This is a genomic window from Myroides sp. LJL119, from assembly GCF_054871605.1.
In genome coordinates this window covers 258,631-280,544 of record NZ_JBTXLO010000002.1, presented here as the reverse complement: position 1 = coordinate 280,544, position 21,914 = coordinate 258,631, and the positions used below count along the sequence as shown (strand labels likewise).

Genomic DNA, 21,914 nt, shown 5'->3' with positions numbered 1-21,914 from the left:
TGTAAATAAAAAGTTTTTAGCCCTTATTGCAACTAATTTAAAACCCATATAGCTTTGCTGTTTTTTTATAAAAAAAGCACCTCGAAAAATAACTAATATTCAAAAATACACTCTAAGACCACCCTTGTTAAAAAAACAAAAGGCCACCTTTGTTTACAGGTGGCCTTTTATAATTTATTTAAAAGTAGTTTTTTGTTTTACTCAAAAATTACTTAGTTGTCGAGATAGGAGTGAATTTTGTCAAGTTAATTCCTTGAACAGCATCTTTATACTCTTGGATTGTTGGCATTCTTCCTAAGATTGCCGATAAAACAACCACTGGTGTAGAGGCCAATAAAGACTCTCCTTTTTTACGCTCAGAATCCTCCACAACACGTCCTTGGAATAAACGAGTAGATGTAGCTAAAACCGTATCTCCTTTTGCTGCCTTTTCTTGGTTACCCATACAAAGGTTACAACCAGGACGCTCCAAATACATTACATTTTCATATTCCGTACGAGTAGTGGTTTTTGGTAATAAGTCGTTAAACTCAAATCCAGAGTATTTTTGTAAGAATTCCCAATCACCTTCTGCTTTTAACTCATCAATGATATTGTAAGTTGGCGCAGCAACAACTAAAGGTGCATTGAAACTAACCGTACCGTTTTGTTTCTCTAAATTCTTAAGCATTTGAGAAACAATCTTTAAGTCATCTTTGTGAACCATACAAGATCCAACAAAACCTAAATCAACTTTCTTTTCTCCTTGGTAATAAGAAAGCTCTCTAATTGTATCGTGCGTGTAACGTTTAGAAACATCTTGATTATTTACATCCGGATCGGCAATCATTGGTTGATCAATAATATCTAAATCAATTACAACCTCTGCATAATACTTAGCATTTTGATCTGGAGTCAACGCAGGTTTTTCTCCTGATTGTATCTCAGCGATACGTTTATTTGCTTTATCAATTAAACCTTGTAGTACTTGCTTTTCATTATCCATTCCTTTATCAATCATGATCTGGATACGACCTTTAGCAATATTTAAAGATTCTATTAGGGTATCGTCTTGAGAGATACAAATAGAAGCCTTAGCTTTCATCTCGGCTGTCCAGTCTGTAAAAGTAAAGGCTTGATCGGCCAATAAAGTTCCAATATGCACTTCAATGATTCTTCCTTGGAAAACATTCTCTCCAGAGAATTGTTGTAACATTTGACTTTGCGTAGCATGAACAACATCACGGAAATCCATATGAGCCTTCATATTACCTTTAAAGGTAACTTTTACAGATTCAGGAATTGGCATAGATGCCTCTCCTGTTGCCAATGCTAAAGCAACTGTTCCCGAGTCAGCTCCAAAGGCAACTCCTTTAGACATTCTAGTGTGTGAGTCTCCACCTATAATAATAGCCCACTCATCGATAGTAATATCATTTAATACCTTGTGAATCACATCGGTCATTGAATGATAAACTCCCTTAGGGTCACGAGCGGTAATTAATCCAAAGTCATTCATGAATTTCATTAACTTTGGAATATTAGCCTGTGCTTTTTTATCCCAAACCGAAGCAGTGTGACATCCCGATTGGTAAGCCCCATCTACAACTGGTGAGATAACCGTAGCGGCCATAGCCTCTAACTCTTGAGCAGTCATTAATCCTGTTGTATCTTGCGATCCCACAATATTAACCTGAACACGAACATCAGAACCAGCATGTAGAGTTTTTCCAGGAGTTACTCCTACTGCATTTTTATTGAAAATTTTCTCAACCGCTGTAAGTCCTTGTCCTTCAATTGAGATTTCTTTAGATGGCGCATAAACCGTAGGAGCAGTAATTCCTAATACCTGAGCTGCAAATGTTTGAAGTTTTTTTCCAAACACAATAGCATAGGATCCTCCGGCTTTAATAAACTCCATTTTTTGAGGTGTTAGAGCTTTTGAAATATCAATTAACTCTTTATCCCCGTTGTATAATTTTTTTGTTTTGGTGTTAATAGTAAGAATAGTTCCTGTTTCTACCGAATAGGCTTGTTCTAAAACTGGCTCATTTTTATCATTTAAAACAACCTCACCGTTTTGATCTGTCTTTTTAACCCAGTTTTTAAGATCTAATCCAATTCCTCCAGTAACATCTACTGTAGTTAAAAATATTGGAGAGATTCCGTTTGTTCCTCCAACAATAGGAGCAATATTCACAAAAGGAACATAAGGGCTTGCTTGCTTACCTGTCCAAAGGGCTACGTTGTTTACTCCAGACATTCTAGAGGATCCAACTCCCATTGTACCTTTTTCCGCAATTAACATCACGCTTGCATCTGGGTGCTGAGCTTGAAGTTCTTTGATTTGCTTTTGAGCCTCAGGGTTAATCATACACTGGCCATGTAATTCACGGTCAGAGCGCGAGTGTGCTTGATTACCTGGAGAAAGTAAATCGGTAGAGATATCTCCTTCACCAGCAATAAAAGTAACTACTTTAATCTCCTGAGCTACCTCTGGTAATTTAGTAAAGAACTCTGCATTGGCGTAGCTTTGTAAAATTTCTTTAGCAATCGGATTTCCTTGTAAATAGGCATCTTGCAATCTTTGGGTATCCGCATCGTATAAGAAAACTTGCGTTTTTAAAACATCGGCCGCTCCTTGTGCTATTTGCAAATCTTGCGATAAAGCAAGGTCCAAAAGTACTTTAATAGACGGACCTCCTTTCATATGAGAAAGTAATTCAAAACCATACTCAGGTGTAATTTCACTAACTACAACTTGTCCTAAAATGATTTCTTTTAAAAACTCCGCTTTTACCGATGCAGCACTTGTGGTACCAGGTAAAACATTGTAGATAAACAAGTTTAAAGACTCCTGACGCGCTGGGTGGTTTAAATCTTTTATTTGTGCAATTATTTCACTTAATAATTCAGCACCATCAATAGGCTTTGGATTAAGCCCTTGACCTTTTCTTTCTTCGATTTCGTTAATGTAATCCTTATAAAGGCTCATAATAATTTCCTTTTGAATATTAAAAGCTGACCTATAAAAAAAGTAATGATTCTAATTAAATAAAAATCAGCTGGTAAAAATTATAACTCGTTCTATTGTGTTGGGAATAATAAATCTTCTAAAATTGAATTATTGTCCTTTGAAATACTGCTTAGTTTATTACTTTGCTTTTAAGACTAAACACGTTTTAAAAGCTAAGTAAAAAAAGACCTTTTTTAAAAACCACTTACTTGAATAAATAATTGTCAAATAACCAACACTAATTTATTTTTAGGTAGTTTTTTTCAAGGCTATGTCCATACAGGCAATAATTTAAATTTGAGACTTATCTCTACTCCTGGCTTATTTGTCGCGCAAATTTAATCAAACTAATTCATATTCAAAAGTTTTTAAGTAATCCTATAAATCAGAGAATTATTATTTATAAACATTCTATTATGATGATTTTAATTTAATAGTTTTAATATATTAATCACATTTATTATAAATTATTTAATTTTTAAGTATTAATATATCAGATTGCAATTTTTAGTCTTTAAATAATAAAAAAACGGCATTTTGAACCATTATCAAAATGCCGTTTTACCTTTATCAGAATATTATATTCTTATTTTTTTAGCCAATTATTACGAAATTCACACTCACGAAATTCCCCTTGAATGTTAATATAGGCGTCCTTTAAAGTCTTAGCTACCCATTTTTGAACTTCCTCTGCTTGCTTTTTATTCAATGCCATGGTTCTAACCTTGGTATAATCCTGTGAAAAGTCAACTTTATGCTCATCGAATTTTTTATTTATCATAACTATGCGGTATGATTTTTCATTCTTTCTAGGATCAAAAGTCATAGCCACAGGTGAAATTTCTTTTTCGTTTAACAAAGAAACTAATTGATACAATTCACGGTCCTCCATATTATTTAGCTCAAAACGAGTTTCCATTGTCATTGGATCTTTCATAATACCGCCGTTTAAACGCGTATCTTTATCATCCGATGAAGATAGAGCTGCCTCTTCAAAAGTAATCTCTTTGTTGACTATTTTCTCGCGAATACCTGCTAGTTTTTGTTTGGCCTCTTCTAAGGCTTGTTCGGTAGCAACTGGCATTAATAAGATATGACGTAAATCCAAATGCTGACCTCTGATTTTCTCTAGGTAAATCATATGATACCCAAATTCAGTTTCAAATGGTTGAGAAATTTCTCCCTCTGCCATACTAAAGGCAACTTCTTTGAATTCTTTAGCAAAAGGATCTTTTTTTGTAATAGAGTAAAAACCTCCATTACTTGAAGAACCTGGGTCTTCACTAAATAAAACAGCTTTAGAGAAAAAACTAGCTCCATTGTTAATCACATCATCACGCATATCATTTAAACGATCAATCACTTTTTGCTTTTGCTCTTTGGATATCTCTGGTTTAACAACAATCTGCGCTATCTCTACCTCATCCCCTACCATGGGTACTTTATCCTCAGGTATAGATAAGAAAAATTGGCGAACCTCCTCGGGAGTAATTGTTACCTTTTCTACAATATGCTGTTGCATATTTTCGGTTAACTTGTTTTGCTTTACAATATCAAAAAAGTAAGAACGGAATTCCTCCTCATTATTTTTATTATAAAACTGTAATATTTTATCCATTGATCCAACCCCTTCTACCATACGGTTGATTTGGTCACTCATAAACGAATTCACTTCGCTATCGGGTACATCTAAACTATCTTGAACTGCTTGGTGAGCAAATAATTTATCCTCCAACAAACGCTCAAATATCTCACAACGAGATAAATAGTCCACCGGTGCATTTTGAGCCTTTAACTCAATTAGTGTTTTATCTATTTCAGAATCTAAAATCACATATTTACCAACAACTCCTACTACCCCGTCAATTTTTCTTTTTTTCCCTGGGACTTCCTGTGCTTGTGACAGGCCTATAAAAGACAGAGCCATTAGAGCACCTATCCATGGCTTCGCATTAAAAAACTTCATACTTTTTATTGTTTTTCGCATCGTTTAATATATCTTCTTGTAATTGTTTTATTAATTTGACCTTACGATCATTTATAATCATAGCACGCAAAGCGTTCTTCATATAACCAAAAGGAATAATCTCGCCTTTGTTTTTGACTTGTTTAATTTCTACAAAATAAGTACTATTTTGATCAACTACCTCAAACTTATTACTGTTTTTCAAATAAGAGTCTCGGTTGCTAACATCTAAAAATGGTAATTTTTGATATAAATAATTTACATCCACCCACAAAGAGTCATTTAAACTATAGGAGATCATTTGCAAAGTTAACTCATTTAAACTTTCTTTTTCTTGAGGATTACTAGAGTTAAACTTTTTTTGAATTTTTTTAAAATTTGCATTATCATTCAATACATTCACATAACTTAACTGCAAAAGCAAATCCTCGGTTAAAAAACTCTGTTTATGTAAATCGTAATAATTCTGCAAATCCTTAAGACCAATCACTGTATCAATCTTACTTTGGACCATATTCTCTAAATAGGCCTTAATTTTTAAATCCTGGGCAAAATTATTAACAAGGGTGTTTATCTCGGCTTGTTTACTTGCAGATAAGTTAAACTCTGCCACATTTGTAAGTAATTCCTTTGTTGCCCACTTTTCGATAAATCGATGAACAATAGCTGCACTATCTTTGGAGCCCTGTAAACTTTCTCCAAAAACATCTAAGGCACCATTGGGCAAATAAATATCATTAACCCTAGCAATTGCCGTTTGTTTATCTAAACCAGTTGTTTGTTTATCACAAGATTGCAATACCAACAAGCTTGCTAGTAAAACTGTAAAACCCCATAAAATTTTTGTAGTATTCATTTTAACTCATTACCCTTGGTTAACCTTGCATTAATTTTCAATTAGCAGCTAAACTTACAACAAAAACAAATTCCTTGTTGTTTTAATCTATTTTTTGCTCTAGCTTTCAAAATAACAAGATTACAGAATCAAAACCTAACAATTTAATATAAAATTTAGTTTTCCAGTCCATAATCCTACCCTTTAAAACCAATCCACTAGGATACTAAACTTTAAAAAGACCCCTTTGTTGTATACAAAGGGCACTAAAACCAGTTAAAGGCAGAACAAAAACCATTCGTTTCACAAAAAATATAAGTACTTTTGTAGCCTAAAATTTTTAATAATGAGTTTTTTAAAGGAAATTGAACGCAGAAGAACATTTGGTGTAATTGCTCACCCGGATGCTGGTAAGACAACTTTGACAGAAAAGTTACTACTTTTTGGAGGAGCTATTCAAGAGGCTGGTGCGGTTAAAAACAATAAAATCAAAAAAGGCGCTACTTCTGACTTTATGGAAATTGAACGTCAAAGAGGAATCTCAGTAGCTACTTCGGTTTTAGCGTTTAATTATAAAGATAAAAAAATTAACATTTTAGATACCCCAGGTCACAAGGACTTCGCTGAAGATACCTTTAGAACCCTAACAGCTGTAGATAGTTGTATTGTGGTTATTGACGTGGCTAAAGGGGTGGAGGAACAAACCGAAAAATTAGTAGAGGTATGTCGTATGCGTAACATACCAATGATTGTTTTTATCAACAAATTAGACAGAGAAGGTAGAGATGCCTTTGATTTAATGGATGAAGTGGAACAAAAACTTCAACTATCTGTGACTCCACTTAGTTTTCCAATTGGAATGGGAGTTGATTTTAAGGGTATCTATAATATTTGGGAAAAAAACGTAAACCTTTTTAGTGAGGATAGTCGTAAAAACATCGATGATGTTATACAAATAAGCGACCTTAATTCACCGGAATTAAATAAAATCATTGGTGATAAATCTGCTGCAACCCTTCGTGAGGACTTAGAGATTGTAGAGGGAATCTATCCTGAATTTGATCCACAAGCATACAAAAAAGGAGAACAACAACCTGTGTTTTTTGGCTCAGCGTTAAATAACTTTGGAGTTCGAGAATTACTTGATTGTTTTATTGATATTGCCCCTTCACCAAGAAGCAAAGAATCAGACACCCGAGAGGTAGTTCCTAGTGAGGATACTTTTGCTGGATTTGTGTTTAAAATTCACGCTAATATGGATCCAAAACACAGAGACCGATTGGCTTTTGTGAAAATTGTTTCGGGAACTTTTGAAAGAAACAAACCTTATCTTCACGTGAGACAAGGAAAAAAATTAAAATTCTCCTCGCCCAATGCATTCTTTGCCGAGAAAAAAGAAATCATTGATATTTCTTATGCTGGGGATATAGTAGGATTACATGATACAGGAAACTTCAAAATTGGAGATACCTTAACAGAAGGAGAATTAATGAGCTTTAAAGGTATACCTAATTTCTCTCCTGAGCACTTCCGCTATATTAACAACGCTGATCCGATGAAAAGCAAACAGCTTGAAAAGGGAATCGATCAATTAATGGACGAAGGTGTTGCACAATTATTTGTTTTAGAAATGAATGGTCGTAAAGTTATCGGTACTGTAGGTGCTCTTCAATACGAAGTTATTCAATATCGTTTAGAACATGAATATGGCGCAAAATGTACTTACGAAAACTTTCCAGCTTACAAGGCTTGTTGGGTAAGTCCACAGGATCCTAAAAATGAAGAGTTTAAAGAATTCAAACGTATCAAGCAAAAATTCTTAGCAAAAGATAAATCAGGCCAATTGGTGTTTTTAGCCGATAGTGAATTCTCTATACAAATGACACAAAGTAAATTCCCAAGTGTAAAACTTCGTTTTACCTCGGAAGAAATAAAATAAGGTTTGCTGGTAAAACGTAACTAAAACCCATAGAAAGCCTACCTAAAACAAATCAGCCCGGTTTACATCGGGCTTTTTTATTTAAATTAATTTCTATGACTTAGCTTACATCCTTGTGCTATGGCCTTGGTTTATTGGTAGAGCAAAACATTTTAAAAGGCCTTTTACTCCCTCCCGCCTTAAAACAATAGCTGTTAACAAAAAACTAGCCCTTAAATAATTTTACTATAGCTATTTAATACCACTTTTTGGTTTTTTTTAAAACAAACCAGTTTTTAACAGACACTAATTACTGCAAGGCGCATTATAAAAGCTGTAATACTGTTTTTAGACATAAAAAAAGTGCTTTAAAAAGTATCTAACTCTTTAAAGCACCTTCTTGCTACTTTTTCAAAAGAATTTTTACAAATTCTAAATTCTCTCAAATCGCATTATAAGATATGTGACACTCAGAAACTAAATTCGTTTCATTTGTTCTTTCATCATCTTTACTTGATCTTTTAGCATTCCTTGTTTATCCAGCTTTTGAGCTTCTGATAAAAGTTTGGTAGCCTCTATTTTTCTACGTTTAGTCATGGCAATACCAGCTAATTGTAATTTTGCCATAGCCAAATCTTGGTTCATATTTAAACCTAACTCAACTGCTTTTTTCATATACTTCTCCGAAGCGTTTAAGTTAGTTTGAGATGTCATAATCCCCATCAAATAGTTATAGTAACCATTTTGTTTTTGTACCAATGCTGTTTCTGGATTTTTAATTTTACTTAACCATCTTTGAGCTCCATCAAAGTCTTGCTTTCTTAATTTCAAAAAAGCCAGTAAAATAAATTCGTTTTTGAAATATAGCAATATCACTAAAGCCATTAAGAATAACAAGAATATTCCGTTACCCACATTACTCTCTACAAATTGCCAAATTGCTAAAGCAAATAAAACCCCAGCGATACCTAATTTAATATATCTGTGAAACATCTATGTATATTACGTTTAACTATTATTATAAAAATGCAAAGTTAATAAAAAAAGCCATTAGATTAAAAATAAAAACTCTTTGAAATCCCTAATCTATAAAGCCCTTTGCTTATTGGGTTTGTTTTTAAAACAACAATCCCTAAAAAATTAAAAAACAGCGGTGGCAAATTTCATTACCTTACCTTAGATTACTTTAAAGTCCCTTTATGTGTTTAGCCGATATATCGGTAAAACATTTTAAGTGGTAATCGGCCGTTGAATAATCTTGATTTTTAGAGTTAACACTCTGATAACCTATTACTTTAATACCAGCAGCATTCGCAGCTTTAATTCCATTGGTGGAATCCTCTATTACAATACAGTTTCCAAGAGAACTTTGTTTTGCCAAACTCGCCGCATGAAGAAAAATAGCCGGATCGGGTTTACTTCGTACAAAATCCTCTCCACTTACAATATGAGTAAAATAATCATGAAGATTAAAACGGTTAAAAACACGTGATATAGTACTCTTAGAGGCCGATGAAGCTAAGATTAATTCCAATTTATTGTAATGTAATTCTTTAATTAAATCCTCTACCCCTTTTATTAAAAATAAATCTTCTTTGGTATCAAAAGCATCATTGAAAATTTCTCTTTTTCGAAGAACCAAATCATTTACAGGTATTTCTATATTGAAGTGTTGACAGATGCTTTGGTAGGTGTTTTTAGTAGATCCCCCTGTAAAAGAAGTGTACATTAAGGGGGTTATATCTATATTAAGCTCCTGAAAATGTTTATGATAAGCATAGTGATGTACAGGCTCGGTGTCTACTATCACCCCATCCATATCAAAAATAACAGTATTAATCATGTGTTGTTGTTTTTTTCACAAAAGTACGCATACTATAGGTAAATATCCATCACATTGTATATTTTTACACTTTGACTAGCAAATAATTAATTTACCTACAATCGATTAATCTTGGAAAAAGAAAAAGTTTTACTAACCAAACTACAAAACCCCAGTAGCAAAGCACAGGCTTTTACCGAGCTAGTAAATCTTTACCAAAAAAGATTGTACATCCATATAAGAACACTTGTATTAAATCACCAAGACACAGATGATGTACTACAAGACACGTTTATTAAAATTTATCAAAACATAGATAATTTTAAAGGAGAAAGTCAATTATTCTCATGGATGTATCGAATTGCTACCAATCAGGCCCTAGACTTTTTAAAAAGTAAAAAGAATAAACAACAATTATCTGACCAGCAGCTAAATGACTATTTAATCCAACAACTCGCCGATTCGCCATACTTTGATTATGACCAGGCACAGATTTTGCTTCAAAAAGCAATAGGAGAGCTTCCCCAAAAACAACAACTTGTTTTTAAAATGAGGTATTTTGAAGACTTGGATTACCAAAGCATCTCAGAAATACTACAAATTAGCGTAGGAAGTTTAAAGGCTTCATATCATCATGCAGCCAAAAAAATTGAACAATTTTTAAAAGACAATTAAACCTTTGTAACTAAAAATCGTCTAACCACATATAAGGTTATTAATATGCAACAAAATCCTTTTAACTCTAAAAACCCATTTAATATTCCACCCGAGGATTATTTTGAAGATTTTCAAAAAAGGTTGATGGTAAAAATAAATAGCCCGCAAAACAAGGAAACACCCACAATAGTAAAACTTAAAAATAAAAGAAATTACTATTATTATGGCGTGGCTGCAAGTTTGACACTGTTATTAGCACTAGGACTAATTTTTGGTATAAATCACCAAAGCTCTCTTAGTAATGAAGATTTACAAGAATATATTCAATATGATACTTCTTTGAGCTTATCCACCGAGTTTATTAACTCCTTTGATCAAGAAGATTTAATTGAGTTAGAAAAAAGTATTCAAATAAATCAAAATGAATTAAACAACTATGTATTAACCAACATAGAACTTGAGTACTATTTAAACGATTAATGATGAACAAAATTACTATTTTTCTTGCTGTTTTTTTATGCTCTTTATCTGTATTTGCACAAAACAAATCAGATCAAATACGCTCTTTAAAAATAGCCCATTTAAGTTCTGTGCTTAACTTATCTACTACCGAGGCGGAGAAGTTTTGGCCCATTTACAATACTTATGATCAAAAAATTCATGAGTTAAGACACAATGATATTGTACGTTATATTAAACATTCTGATCTTTCTGAATTAGAAGCCCTAAGCGAGGCACAGGCCAGTGTTAAGGTGCAGGAATTAATAGATTTTGATGAGTCTTATTTTACACTGCGAAAAAACTTTATAAAAGATGCCCAAAAGATTCTTTCTAACAAGAAGATCTTAATACTTAAAAAGGCAGAAGATGACTTTAATAGAAAACTTTTAAAAAAGTATAGAGAAAAGAAATAATTCAAGTACTTTTTTAAAAAATAAAATAACGCGAAAATTAATAATAAATAGCCTACAAAAACCTATCTTTGTAGGCTATTTTTATAATACATTATAATAATGAGACTACACAGAAACCTTGTATTTACAGTAATCGACTCTTTAACGGCAATCTTCAATGAAGGGGAATATGCAGACAAAGTAGTTGCTAGAGCCTTGAAAAAGGATAAACGTTGGGGAAGTAGCGATAGAAAATTCGTTGCCGAGACTATCTACGAAATTGTTAGATGGAAAAGACTCTATGCTGAAATTGCAGAGGTAAAAGAGCCTTATAACAGAGATGATCTATGGCGTATATTTGCCGTATGGGCCGTTTTAAGAGGAATTACACTACCGGATTGGAAGTATTTTGAAAACACACCGGTTAGAAGAATCAAAGGTAAGTTTGACGAATTAACGAAAATAAGAAAATTCAAAGAATCTATTCCTGATTGGATTGATCAACTTGGAGTTGAAGAACTTGGAGAAGAGTTATGGTCGAAAGAAATTGCTGCACAAAATAAACCAGCAGAGGTGATCTTAAGGGTAAATACCTTAAAGACTACCAGGGAGAAGCTACATGCTATTTTGATGGATTTAGATATCGAAACCATATTGCCTGAACAATACCCAGATGCACTTATTTTAAAGCAAAGAGCAAATGTTTTTTTAACCGATGCTTTTAAACAAGGGTTATTTGAGGTACAAGATGCATCCTCTCAATTAGTTGCACCATTACTTGCTCCAGAGCCAGGAATGCGTGTGGTGGATACTTGCGCCGGAGCAGGAGGAAAAACCCTTCATATTGCCTCGTTAATGCAAAACAAAGGGCAAATTATTGCTATGGATATTTACCACAGTAAACAAAAGCAACTTAAGATTCGCGCTAAACGAAACGAAGCATTTAATATTGAATACCGCATTATTGAAGGTACAAAAACAATTAAAAAACTACACGATAAAGCAGATCGCGTATTAATAGACGCACCATGTAGTGGACTTGGTGTTTTAAAACGAAATCCAGATAGTAAATGGAAACTTAAACCAGAGTTTATAAAGGAAATCAAACAAGTACAACAACAAGTTTTACAGGATTATTCCAAAATCCTTAAACCTGGTGGTAAATTAGTATATGCAACTTGCTCGATATTACCTTCTGAGAATGAACAACAAATAGCCAAGTTTTTACAAAGTGAAGCAGGAAAAGAATTTTCTTTAATTGAAGATCATAAAATCCTTGCTCATCAATCTGGATTTGATGGTTTTTACATGGCCTTGTTACAGCGTAAAGCTAAGTAAATTAGTAACTCTATTTATTTAAGATAATTACACAGACTTAAAATGAAGAAAATTTCTTTTTTATTATTACTATTAACCATTGGTTGGTCAGCTTATTCTTGTTCTTCGGATGAATCAAACCCGGAGGTTCAACTACCCGAACAGCCCCAGGAGCCCCAGGAGCCTGAACAACCTGAAGAGCCCCAGGAACCTGAGGATCCAAAAGATGGGAAGTACACTATTCCTGCTGATCAAATTGCATACTACAAGGATGTGGATTTTACAAAAACTGGTTCGGAGCTTAAACAAGAATTAGCCTCGTTAATTAAGATAACCCATACCAATGCTCAGAAGTATCAATGGGAACACTTTAAAGAAACCGATATCACCCAAGAGGGTAACGAGGTATACTTACTTTATGGCCACAAAGGTGTTACCCAGGGTGAGAAAGCCTACACAAGAGGAAAAAACCAACATGGAGGTAACCAAAACAACTGGAACAGAGAACACGTGTTTGCTAAATCTTTGGCAAACCCAAAGTTGACAACCAATTCCCCAGGTGCTGGAACAGATGCACATAACTTAAGACCAGCGGATGTGACTTGGAATCAAAAAAGAGGAAATCTACCTTTTATTCAAGGACAAGGCTTTTCTGGAAAAGTTGAAAATGGTTGGTATCCAGGTGATGAATGGAAAGGTGATGTTGCCAGAATGATGATGTATATGTATTTAAGATATGACAATCAGTGTTTACCCACTAAAATTGCTATCGGAGAAATTAATGAATTAGATTCTAATATGATTGATTTATTACTTGATTGGAATGCCGAAGATCCGGTTTCACCAATTGAAGTAAAAAGAAATACTTATCATGGTGATACCCAGAATCCATATGCACAAGGAAACAGAAATCCTTTTATTGACAACCCGGATTTAGCTACACAAATATGGGGTGGTAAAAAGGCACAAAATCTTTGGCAGTAAAAACGGAAATTTTTGAATCACAATACATAAAGGCCTTTTTTAAAAAGGCCTTTTTTTTTCCCTATTTAACTTACCCTAAAATTAAATACCGTGTAAAATAACCAACAAACCCTTTAAGAGTCATTATTTTATCTTATATTTAAATTTAAGTTTTTTAAGCACATGAAAAAAGTACTCTATATCTTATTTAGTATTCTACTTCTTAGTCAAATAAGCTGTAGTAAATCAGATGATACAGTTATTGTAACCCCTCCACCGGTAGAAAAACCACCTTTACCACCGGTTGACCCTCCTACAAAACCTAACACAAATAACTACAAACCCATACAAGCCGATCAAATCGCTTATTATAAAGACATTGACTTTACCTTAAGGGGAAAAGAGTTACAAAACCAATTACACCGCTTATTAACAGATACCCAAACCACCTTGTCTTACACACCTGATATTTGGGAGGCCAGTAAAATTACCGATCAAGATCCAGATAATCCAGATAATGTACTGGTTATCTATGGTTGGCCAAATGGAGCATCTAAGGAACCAAAAAAAGTACGTTCCATGCCTAAGAGTGAAACAAATAACCAAGGAGGAAATGCTAATCGCAATAATAAGTGGGAAAGAGAACATGTTTATGCAAAGAGTTTAGCTATCCCCAAATTGGAAACAAAGTTTACCGTTGTTCCAAACGAACAACTAGATATAGCCTATATTGCAGGAAACGATGCACATAACCTTCGTCCGGTTAACGGAGCAATGAACCAAGATAGACTCAATAAGAAGTTTGCAGATGCCAAGGGTAACTCCCAAATTCTTAATGCCGGATATTGGTATCCTGGCGATGAATGGAAAGGAGATGTGGCCCGAATGATGATGTATATGTATGTGAGGTATCAACAACAATGTCTACCGGTAAATGTAGCTAGCCTACCCTTATTGGTTAATCCAGAAACCGGAGACAGAGACATGGTTAGGGTTCTGATGAAATGGAATGCCGAAGATCCGGTTTCAGACATAGAAAGAAAAAGAAATTCTTACCATGGTGATAAAAATAACCGTTATGCCCAAGGAAATAGAAATCCTTTTATCGATAATCCACATTTGGCAAATTTAATTTGGGGAGAACAAACCGACAAAGAATTAAATGCAGAATCCTTATGGGAGGTAATACAGTAATCCTACTTTTTTAAAATAAAAAAATCCCTTAACCTACAATAGTCTAGTTAAGGGATTTTTTTTTACCTACCTTTCAAATATGTATTAATAATCTCTAGTATATCTATTGGATTAGATAAGCGGCTTTTATTGTCTTGCAAAAATTCTAAATAGGTTAAAACAGCTTTTTGTAACTCATAAGAAAAACTTTTTGCATCCAACAAACACTTACTCCTTAGGTACAGTAAGTAACAAACCACATATGTTAAATAATTCTGAGCCTTTTCTACCTGGTTTAACTCCTTATAGCAAAAAGCTAAATTATTATATGAGACCACATATATCTGTAACAAAGGGATATTTAATTCTTTGCACCTAGTGGGGTAATTTTTAAGAACCTGAGCTCGGTATAAAGCTTGTTGGTATCCAACAATGGCTTGGTTATAATCTTCTTTAAAAAAACTAGCATTACTTATTTTGGTTATTTCTTGCCAGTAATTATGAATATGGCATAGGCATTTATCACTCATACTATCTTAAATTTTCATTGGCAAATTCCCAATTAACAATACTCCAAAATCCTTCTATAAACTTATCTCTAGCATTTCGGTAATCAATATAATAGGCATGTTCCCAAAGATCCAAAGCTAGTAGTGGTTTTTTATTATAAATCAAAGGATTCTGCGCATCCTTTAATTCCATTATCTGTAAAGATCCACTGTGATCTACAACAAGCCAAAGCCAACCCGAACCAAAAAAAGAAATTGCCTTTTGGGTAAATAGTTGCTTAAAGCTCGCAAAGTCTTTAAAGTCCCGATTGATTAATTCTTTAATTTTCCCAGTAGGAAACCCCTTTGAATCGGTAGTTAAACAATGCCAAAAAAAACTGTGATTCCAATGTTGTGCCGCATTGTTAAACACCGCAAAATCTTTATTCTTATAAGATTCTATAATAATTTGATCTACCTGCATAGCCTTATAAGCACTTTGTCTAATTAATTTGGCCAAATTAGAAACATACAAACTATGGTGTTTACCATAATGATAAGCAAAACACTCTGGAGTAATAATGGGAATAAAGGCATCACTTGCATAGGGAAGTGGAGCCAATTCATGGGTAATTTTCATGATGTTAAACTTTATAGTTAATTAAAAAAAAACAAGCAAGAACTAAAAAAGATAAACTACTTTTTATAGTTTAAACACACATTTAGCCTTGTCTAAATATTATATTAGCCAAATCTAATAAATATAATTTTAAAAAGATGATTTTTCCAACTAACTTTTTTTATTTAAATCTCCCAATAAAAGGTTTAATTTGCACCTATGTAGGGGAAGTTTTGCCATAAAATATTTTTTACTTTTACCCTACGAGTCTCAAAACGCTCTAATTAAATGAATCGCTTGCCTTTTAAGAGGTGATACAATGGTTTTTTTAATCTTATTGTCGCTTTATTTGAATCGTTATCTATAAATTCAACGGGATCCTCTAAAAACATTCACTGTTTATTAAAAACTGCTTTCTTATCTATACTTTGTTCACTAGCCTTGGTTTGTTTTAAATAAATGGGTAGTTAAGCCCTTTGGTTATCAAATAAAACAATCCACTAGTATCTAATAAGTTAGATTAGTTTTAATTAAAAAATAAAGGCCTCCCTCCGTTTTTGTATAAATCAAAAAAACGCTTTTATAAGGGTAAAGTACCGAAAAGCCCCCCCTTTGTTATTTCTTTACCTGTCAACTAGTTAATTTAAAGTATATCAAAAAAAAATGCTTAAAAGCATTTGTACTTTTAAGCATTTTCTTTTATTTAAAACAGTAAAAATTATTTACGTTTTTCAAACATTAATTCCTTTACTTTTTCTTTATCTTCCTTTTCCTTGTTTAAATCAAACATAGTACCAAAAACACGATCCCAAAAAGTATTACTTACACCAAATCCAAGTTCCTCATCTTTGTAGTGATGAAGGTGATGATTCCTCCAAAGAGGCTTCATAAACTTAAACGGCGGTGCAAAAGCGTGCATCGCATAATGCATTGAGGCGTAAAGTAAGTATCCAATCATAAATCCTGGAAAAAAGGCGTAAACATAAACACCTAAGATTAAATACTCTACACCAAAAATAATAGCAGCTAGTAAAATACTTGGTACCGGTGGCATAAAAAGACGTTGTCTATCTCTTGGGTAATGATGGTGATTGCCATGAAAAATGTAAGCTACTCGCTGTAAGGGTTTGTATTTACTGACCATGTGAAATAAATAACGATGAGCTAAATACTCAAAAAATGTCCAGAAAATAACACCACTAAAAAACAACACAACCATGGTTAATCCACTTAAAAAATACTTAGAATACCCTAGGTATAAAATATAAGATAACAAAGGTATATACATGGACCATATCACTGCAGGATGTCCTTTAGTTAACATTTCTAAATAAGGATTCTGGAAAATTCTTGCCTGTCCTTTATTGTTAATTTTCTCAAATTTCATAACTATATTAACTTAACTTTAAGCTAATATATAAATTTTACCATTTTAAAACAACACTGCCCCACGTAAAACCACTACCAAAGGCAGCTAAAACAACAATATCGCCTTGTTTTATTCTATCTTGCTCCCATGCCTGGGTTAATGCAATAGGAATAGAGGCGGCGGTGGTATTGCCAAAATACTGGATATTATTAAATACTTGCTTGTCGGTTAAGGCAAACTTTTGTTGAATATATTGGGAAATTCGCAAGTTGGCTTGATGCGGGATTAAAAGGTCGATATCATCAATCTTTAAACCATTTTTATCTAAGCCTTCTTGAATTACTTCACTAAAACGAACTACTGCATTTTTAAAAACAAACTGTCCGTTCATATATGGATAATAACTCACATCATCTTTATCTTGATCTTCTAAGATATCTGTTACCCATCTTCCACCCATTCCTGGAGCAATTAATGCTAATTCCTGGGCATACTCACCCTCGGAGTGTATATGAGTGGATAAAATTCCACTTTCATCATCCGATCTTGTTAAAATCGCCGCACCAGCACCATCTCCAAAAATAACAGACACTCCTCGACCTCTAGTGGTCATATCCAAACCTTTTGATTGCACCTCAGAACCAACCACAAGCACATTTTTATACATACCTGTTTTTATATACTGATCCGCTACAGATAAGGCGTAAACAAAACCAGAACATTGAGCGCGAATATCCAAAGCCGCTACCGTTTGTAATCCTAATTCTTTTTGTAGAGTTACGCCAGGACCTGGAAAATAATAATCTGGACTTAAAGTAGCAAAAACCACAAAATCAATATCTTTTGCAGTAACATTTGCTCTTTCCATGGCTATACGAGCTGCCTTTACTCCCATTCCAGAGGTGCTATCCTCTTTTAAAGTAACATGTCTACGCTCCTTAATACCGGTACGCTCTACAATCCACTGATCATTGGTATCCATGATCTTAGAAAGGTCATCATTTGTTACAATATTATCTGGAACATAATAACCTAAACCTGTAATTTTCGATCTGTACATATTCTTGACCTGATTTTTAATTATTCTGCAAAAGTAACAATTAAACAACAAAAAAAACAGGGTGAAAAATTAAAAATATCTATTAAAACAGTAGATTTCAATAATTTCGATTATATTCGTGCGACTAACCAAACCAATTTTTATATGAAAATAATTAAAAGTACTATTTTATCATTATTTTTTATCAGCGCCATGTACGCACAAGAAAACATTACTTATCAAAAACCTTCCGCCGAAATCTTAGAATTAGCTGAGTTTCAAAGAGCCCCAACGGTATCAATGGATAGTAAGATGGAGTATATGCTATTGTCTTACCGCGATACTTACAAAACCCTAGAAGACCTTAATTTAAATGACATTAAACTAGCTGGGTTACGTATCAATGTGGATGGTAATATTTCAAGTACAGTTACTTTTACTAATAATTTAAAAATTAAAAAAGTAAACGGCTCAGAAGAAATCCAAGTTAAAAACTTACCAGCAAACCCTCGAATTACAAACGTTACCTGGTCCCCAGACCAAAGTAAAATTGCATTTACCAATACCTTGGCTAATGGAACCGAATTATGGGTAATCGATGTAAAAACTGCTGTGGCAACTAAATTAACCGATGCTAATTTAAATGCTAACCTTGGAAACCCAATCTCTTGGTATAGCGATAACCAAAGAATTTTAGTTAACGTTATCCCTAGCAATAGAGCAAAATTAATTGATACAAGTAGAAACATCCCAGCCGGACCAATTGTATCGGTGAGTGAAGGGGTGGTTTCTTCAAATAGAACCTATCAGGATCTATTGAAAAACAAAACCGATGAGGCTAACTTTGAAACATTAGTATCCTCTGAGTTACATACTGTTGATATGCAAGGAAACAGTACATTGTTTAAAAAGAAAGATTTATTTGTATCGCAAAACTTCTCTCCTGATGGACAATATTTACTAATCACTACACTGCAAAAACCTTTCTCTTACTTGGTACCTCTTAATAGGTTCCCAATGAAAACCAGCGTTTTTGATTTACAAGGAAACTTAGTTAAAGTGGTTAACGAATTACCGTTAAACGAAGTGACTCCTAAAGGATTCATGGCAACAAGAGAAGGTAAAAGAATCATGGCTTGGAGATCAGACAAACCTGCTTCTTTATACTTTGTGGAGGCTCTAGATGGTGGAGATCCGGCTAATGAAGTTCCTTTTAGAGATCAACTATCTTCATGGGATGCTCCTTTTAACAATCAGCCAACCCCACTTATTAAGTTAAAGCAACGTTTCTCAAGAGTAATCTGGGGAGATGAACATTTAGCAGTTGCCTACGAACAGTGGTATGACACCAGAAATATCAAAGCTTTCCTTTTTGATCCAACAAAAGAAGATTCGACAGTTTTAATTCAAGATAGAAACTCACAAGACGCTTATAGCAATCCAGGTAGTTTTGAGCTTACTCGTAATAAATACGGAAAATATAGCTTACTTATTAATAAAGACAATCTGTATTTAGTAGGTGATGGATTTACAAAACAAGGACAATTCCCTTTTATTGATCAATTCAATACAAAAACACTAAAGACAAAACGTCTTTACCAATCTACTTATACCGATAAAAAGGAAACTATTTTAGGAATTGAAGATATTAAAAAAGGACTTGTACTAGTTTCTCTTCAATCCCCAACCCAATACCCGAATTACTATTTCTTAAATATTAATAAGAAAAATAGCTTAACGGCTATTACAGATTTCCAAAATCCTTTTAAAGCATTAGATGGAGTTCATAAAGAAATCATTACTTATTTAAGAGAAGATGGTCTTCCTTTATCAGGTACTTTATACCTACCTAAGGGATACGATAAAGAAAATAAAACAGAAAAACTTCCTCTTTTAATCTGGGCTTACCCAAGAGAATTTAAAGATAGAAACAGTGCTTCTCAAGTAACTAACAACTCCAATGCATTTACCTTCCCTAGCTATGGATCATTTATCTACTGGGTGAATAAAGGATATGCAGTGTTAGATGATGCTTCTTTCCCAATTGTTGGAGAGGGTACCCAAGAGCCTAATGATACCTTTGTGGAGCAATTAGTAGCAAATGGAAAAGCTGCTATTGATGCAGTGGATGCTTTAGGATATATTGATAGAAGTAGAGTTGGTGTAGGTGGTCACTCTTATGGCGCTTTTATGACAGCTAACTTACTTACTCATTCTGATTTATTTGCAGTGGGAATTGCTCGTAGTGGAGCTTACAATAGAACACTTACTCCTTTTGGATTCCAATCTGAGCAAAGAAATTACTGGGAGGTACCAGAGGTGTACAACACAATGTCTCCTTTTATGAATGCCAAACAAATGACTACTCCAATGTTATTAATACACGGAGAGGCTGATAACAACTCAGGTACTTTTACCCTACAAACTGAGCGTTATTTCCAAGCTTTAAAAGGTTTAGGTGCGCCAGTTAGAATGGTAATCCTACCTAAAGAAAGCCATGGTTATGTTGCTAAAGAGAATATCATGCACACCCTTTGGGAAACAGATCAATTCTTAGAAAAATATTTAAAGAATAAAGAATAATTAAATTCTAAGACTTTAAAAAAAAGGCGAACTCTACTTTATTTAGTAGAGTTCGCTTTTTTATGGGACCTGGTTACATTAGAGCTTTTAAGAATATAGATAGCAAAGAAAATTAATTACAGGTTTAACCTGAATCACAAAAATTAGCTAACACATTTTTATGCGTTAAAAACAAAAAATAACACCAACAAAAAACATACCCATAAAAAAACCCCGTATAACAATTTGTTACACAGGGTCCTATATCTATAAGCTTTTAAGGTGGTTTTTAAAATCTATTGGTATTTTTTTAAAGCCAGTTTTATAGGTGTTTCTGGTTCAATAAAAAGTGGACTATCAAAACAAATAAAACGATTAGGCTCTAATTCACATTTAATTAAATAACCGTCTCCTTTAAAGTAATTTTCTTTTACAACAACATCCAACTTGCCCTTTACATTACTACGCATTAATTGATGTGGGTAAACTAGCATTAACTCATCCTTTTCTGGGTTTTCTACAAAGTCTGAGAAATAAAGCTCATTGACCTCTCCAAACAAAGAAGCTACATATTTACTAATAGGATATTGATACACCTCGTTGGTAGGGCCAAAATCAACAATCTCTCCGTCTTTTAAAACCACAGTTTGATCGGCAAACCCCAAAGCATCTAAACTATCATGAGTAGCTACAATACAACTTATACCTTGTTGCTTTAAATAAGCAAATAATCCACGACGTAAAGAACTGCGCTTGGAATAATCAATATGAGCAAAAGGCTCATCTAATAACAATAACTCTGGATCACTTGCCAATACTCTAGCAATGGCAACACGTTGTTGTTGGCCACCACTTAAATTTTTCACCTTCTCTTGGGCAAAATTCTCTAGATCAACAATTTTTAAAAGCTCGGCAATACGCTCGGCTTTTTTATCCATATAAAAATTTGACAGATGTTTTCCTACGTTTTCCCATACCGTTGTATGCGGCATTAAATCGAAATCTTGCGCCAGATAATGCATACTATCAACCCCAGGAATTAAATTATAGGCCGGCCCAAGGATTTGTTTATTATTCCAATAAATTTCTCCTTTATCCAAATCATGTAGACCATAAATTAGCTTAAGCAAGGTACTTTTACCACATCCACTCTCTCCTATTAAAGCAACATGTTGGCCTTTATCTAAAACTAACTCTAAATCTTCTATAATAGTCTTTCCCGGTGTATAACTAAACGATATATTCTTAAGTACTAACATTATTAATTTTTATGAGTTACAAATATAACAATAATAACA

At 33.6% G+C, this 21,914-nt stretch carries 18 protein-coding genes; 8 read left to right on the top strand and 10 right to left on the bottom strand.

Annotation, left to right across the window (positions count from 1 at the left end; genetic code table 11):
* Positions 1–208 precede the first annotated feature (208 nt).
* From ACYSNV_RS04190 to ACYSNV_RS04180, 3 genes are all read right to left on the bottom strand, one after another.
* Entirely contained in the window at positions 209–2,974 is a 2,766-nt protein-coding gene (locus tag ACYSNV_RS04190) for a bifunctional aconitate hydratase 2/2-methylisocitrate dehydratase (RefSeq protein ID WP_461761310.1), read from the bottom strand.
* A gap of 607 nt (positions 2,975–3,581) precedes the next feature.
* Entirely contained in the window at positions 3,582–4,961 is a 1,380-nt protein-coding gene (locus ACYSNV_RS04185; protein WP_461761309.1) for a peptidylprolyl isomerase, read from the bottom strand.
* The gene (locus ACYSNV_RS04180; RefSeq protein WP_461761308.1) at positions 4,948–5,817 is read right to left on the bottom strand and encodes a hypothetical protein; all 870 of its coding nucleotides are present in this window, start codon (positions 5,815–5,817) and stop codon (positions 4,948–4,950) included. The genes ACYSNV_RS04185 and ACYSNV_RS04180 overlap by 14 nt, the downstream gene beginning before the upstream one ends.
* 325 nt (positions 5,818–6,142) lie before the next feature.
* Here ACYSNV_RS04180 and ACYSNV_RS04175 point away from each other — a divergent pair, with 325 nt between their 5' ends.
* Positions 6,143–7,735 (top strand): peptide chain release factor 3, encoded by a 1,593-nt coding sequence (locus tag ACYSNV_RS04175; protein ID WP_461761307.1) that lies wholly within the window; start codon positions 6,143–6,145, stop codon positions 7,733–7,735.
* Between the two features lie 456 nt (positions 7,736–8,191).
* Here the strand turns inward: ACYSNV_RS04175 and ACYSNV_RS04170 are convergent, their stop codons facing one another.
* Positions 8,192–8,707, bottom strand: coding sequence for a DUF2892 domain-containing protein (locus ACYSNV_RS04170; protein WP_461761306.1), 516 nt, complete (start codon positions 8,705–8,707; stop codon positions 8,192–8,194).
* Between the two features lie 193 nt (positions 8,708–8,900).
* Positions 8,901–9,557, bottom strand: a complete 657-nt coding sequence (locus ACYSNV_RS04165; protein WP_461761305.1) for an HAD family hydrolase — start codon at positions 9,555–9,557, stop codon at positions 8,901–8,903.
* A 111-nt stretch (positions 9,558–9,668) separates the two neighbouring features.
* On the opposite strand from ACYSNV_RS04165, the gene ACYSNV_RS04160 reads away from it, so the two are divergent.
* The 6 genes from ACYSNV_RS04160 to ACYSNV_RS04135 all read left to right on the top strand — a co-directional run bounded on the left by ACYSNV_RS04160 (position 9,669) and on the right by ACYSNV_RS04135 (position 14,560).
* Positions 9,669–10,211 carry an RNA polymerase sigma factor gene (locus ACYSNV_RS04160; protein WP_461761304.1) on the top strand — a complete coding sequence of 181 codons (543 nt, stop codon included), beginning with the start codon at positions 9,669–9,671 and terminating at the stop codon, positions 10,209–10,211.
* Positions 10,212–10,256: 45 nt separating this feature from the next.
* A complete protein-coding gene (locus tag ACYSNV_RS04155; RefSeq protein ID WP_461761303.1) occupies positions 10,257–10,673 on the top strand; it encodes a hypothetical protein in 417 nt (138 codons plus the stop codon).
* Positions 10,673–11,107 carry a hypothetical protein gene (locus ACYSNV_RS04150; protein ID WP_461761302.1) on the top strand — a complete coding sequence of 145 codons (435 nt, stop codon included), beginning with the start codon at positions 10,673–10,675 and terminating at the stop codon, positions 11,105–11,107. The genes ACYSNV_RS04155 and ACYSNV_RS04150 overlap by 1 nt, the downstream gene beginning before the upstream one ends.
* 99 nt (positions 11,108–11,206) lie before the next feature.
* Complete coding sequence (locus ACYSNV_RS04145; protein ID WP_461761301.1) at positions 11,207–12,424, top strand: RsmB/NOP family class I SAM-dependent RNA methyltransferase; 1,218 nt, start codon at positions 11,207–11,209, stop codon at positions 12,422–12,424.
* A gap of 42 nt (positions 12,425–12,466) precedes the next feature.
* Complete coding sequence (locus ACYSNV_RS04140) at positions 12,467–13,387, top strand: endonuclease I family protein (RefSeq protein ID WP_461761300.1); 921 nt, start codon at positions 12,467–12,469, stop codon at positions 13,385–13,387.
* Positions 13,388–13,549: 162 nt separating this feature from the next.
* Positions 13,550–14,560 (top strand): endonuclease I family protein, encoded by a 1,011-nt coding sequence (locus ACYSNV_RS04135; protein WP_461761299.1) that lies wholly within the window; start codon positions 13,550–13,552, stop codon positions 14,558–14,560.
* A gap of 62 nt (positions 14,561–14,622) precedes the next feature.
* Here ACYSNV_RS04135 and ACYSNV_RS04130 read toward each other — a convergent pair whose 3' ends face one another.
* The 4 genes from ACYSNV_RS04130 to ACYSNV_RS04115 form a co-directional block, all read right to left on the bottom strand.
* Positions 14,623–15,069 carry a tetratricopeptide repeat protein gene (locus ACYSNV_RS04130; RefSeq protein ID WP_461761298.1) on the bottom strand — a complete coding sequence of 149 codons (447 nt, stop codon included), beginning with the start codon at positions 15,067–15,069 and terminating at the stop codon, positions 14,623–14,625.
* Position 15,070: 1 nt separating this feature from the next.
* Positions 15,071–15,667 (bottom strand): superoxide dismutase, encoded by a 597-nt coding sequence (locus ACYSNV_RS04125; protein WP_461761297.1) that lies wholly within the window; start codon positions 15,665–15,667, stop codon positions 15,071–15,073.
* Positions 15,668–16,364: 697 nt separating this feature from the next.
* Positions 16,365–17,033: a sterol desaturase family protein gene (locus ACYSNV_RS04120; protein WP_461761296.1), complete on the bottom strand. Its 669-nt coding sequence runs from the start codon at positions 17,031–17,033 to the stop codon at positions 16,365–16,367.
* A gap of 37 nt (positions 17,034–17,070) precedes the next feature.
* Complete coding sequence (locus ACYSNV_RS04115; protein WP_461761295.1) at positions 17,071–18,075, bottom strand: 3-oxoacyl-ACP synthase III family protein; 1,005 nt, start codon at positions 18,073–18,075, stop codon at positions 17,071–17,073.
* Positions 18,076–18,219: 144 nt separating this feature from the next.
* Here ACYSNV_RS04115 and ACYSNV_RS04110 point away from each other — a divergent pair, with 144 nt between their 5' ends.
* Positions 18,220–20,637: a S9 family peptidase gene (locus tag ACYSNV_RS04110; RefSeq protein ID WP_461761294.1), complete on the top strand. Its 2,418-nt coding sequence runs from the start codon at positions 18,220–18,222 to the stop codon at positions 20,635–20,637.
* Between the two features lie 275 nt (positions 20,638–20,912).
* Here the strand turns inward: ACYSNV_RS04110 and ACYSNV_RS04105 are convergent, their stop codons facing one another.
* Entirely contained in the window at positions 20,913–21,875 is a 963-nt protein-coding gene (locus tag ACYSNV_RS04105; RefSeq protein ID WP_461761293.1) for an ABC transporter ATP-binding protein, read from the bottom strand.
* Positions 21,876–21,914: the final 39 nt, after the last annotated feature.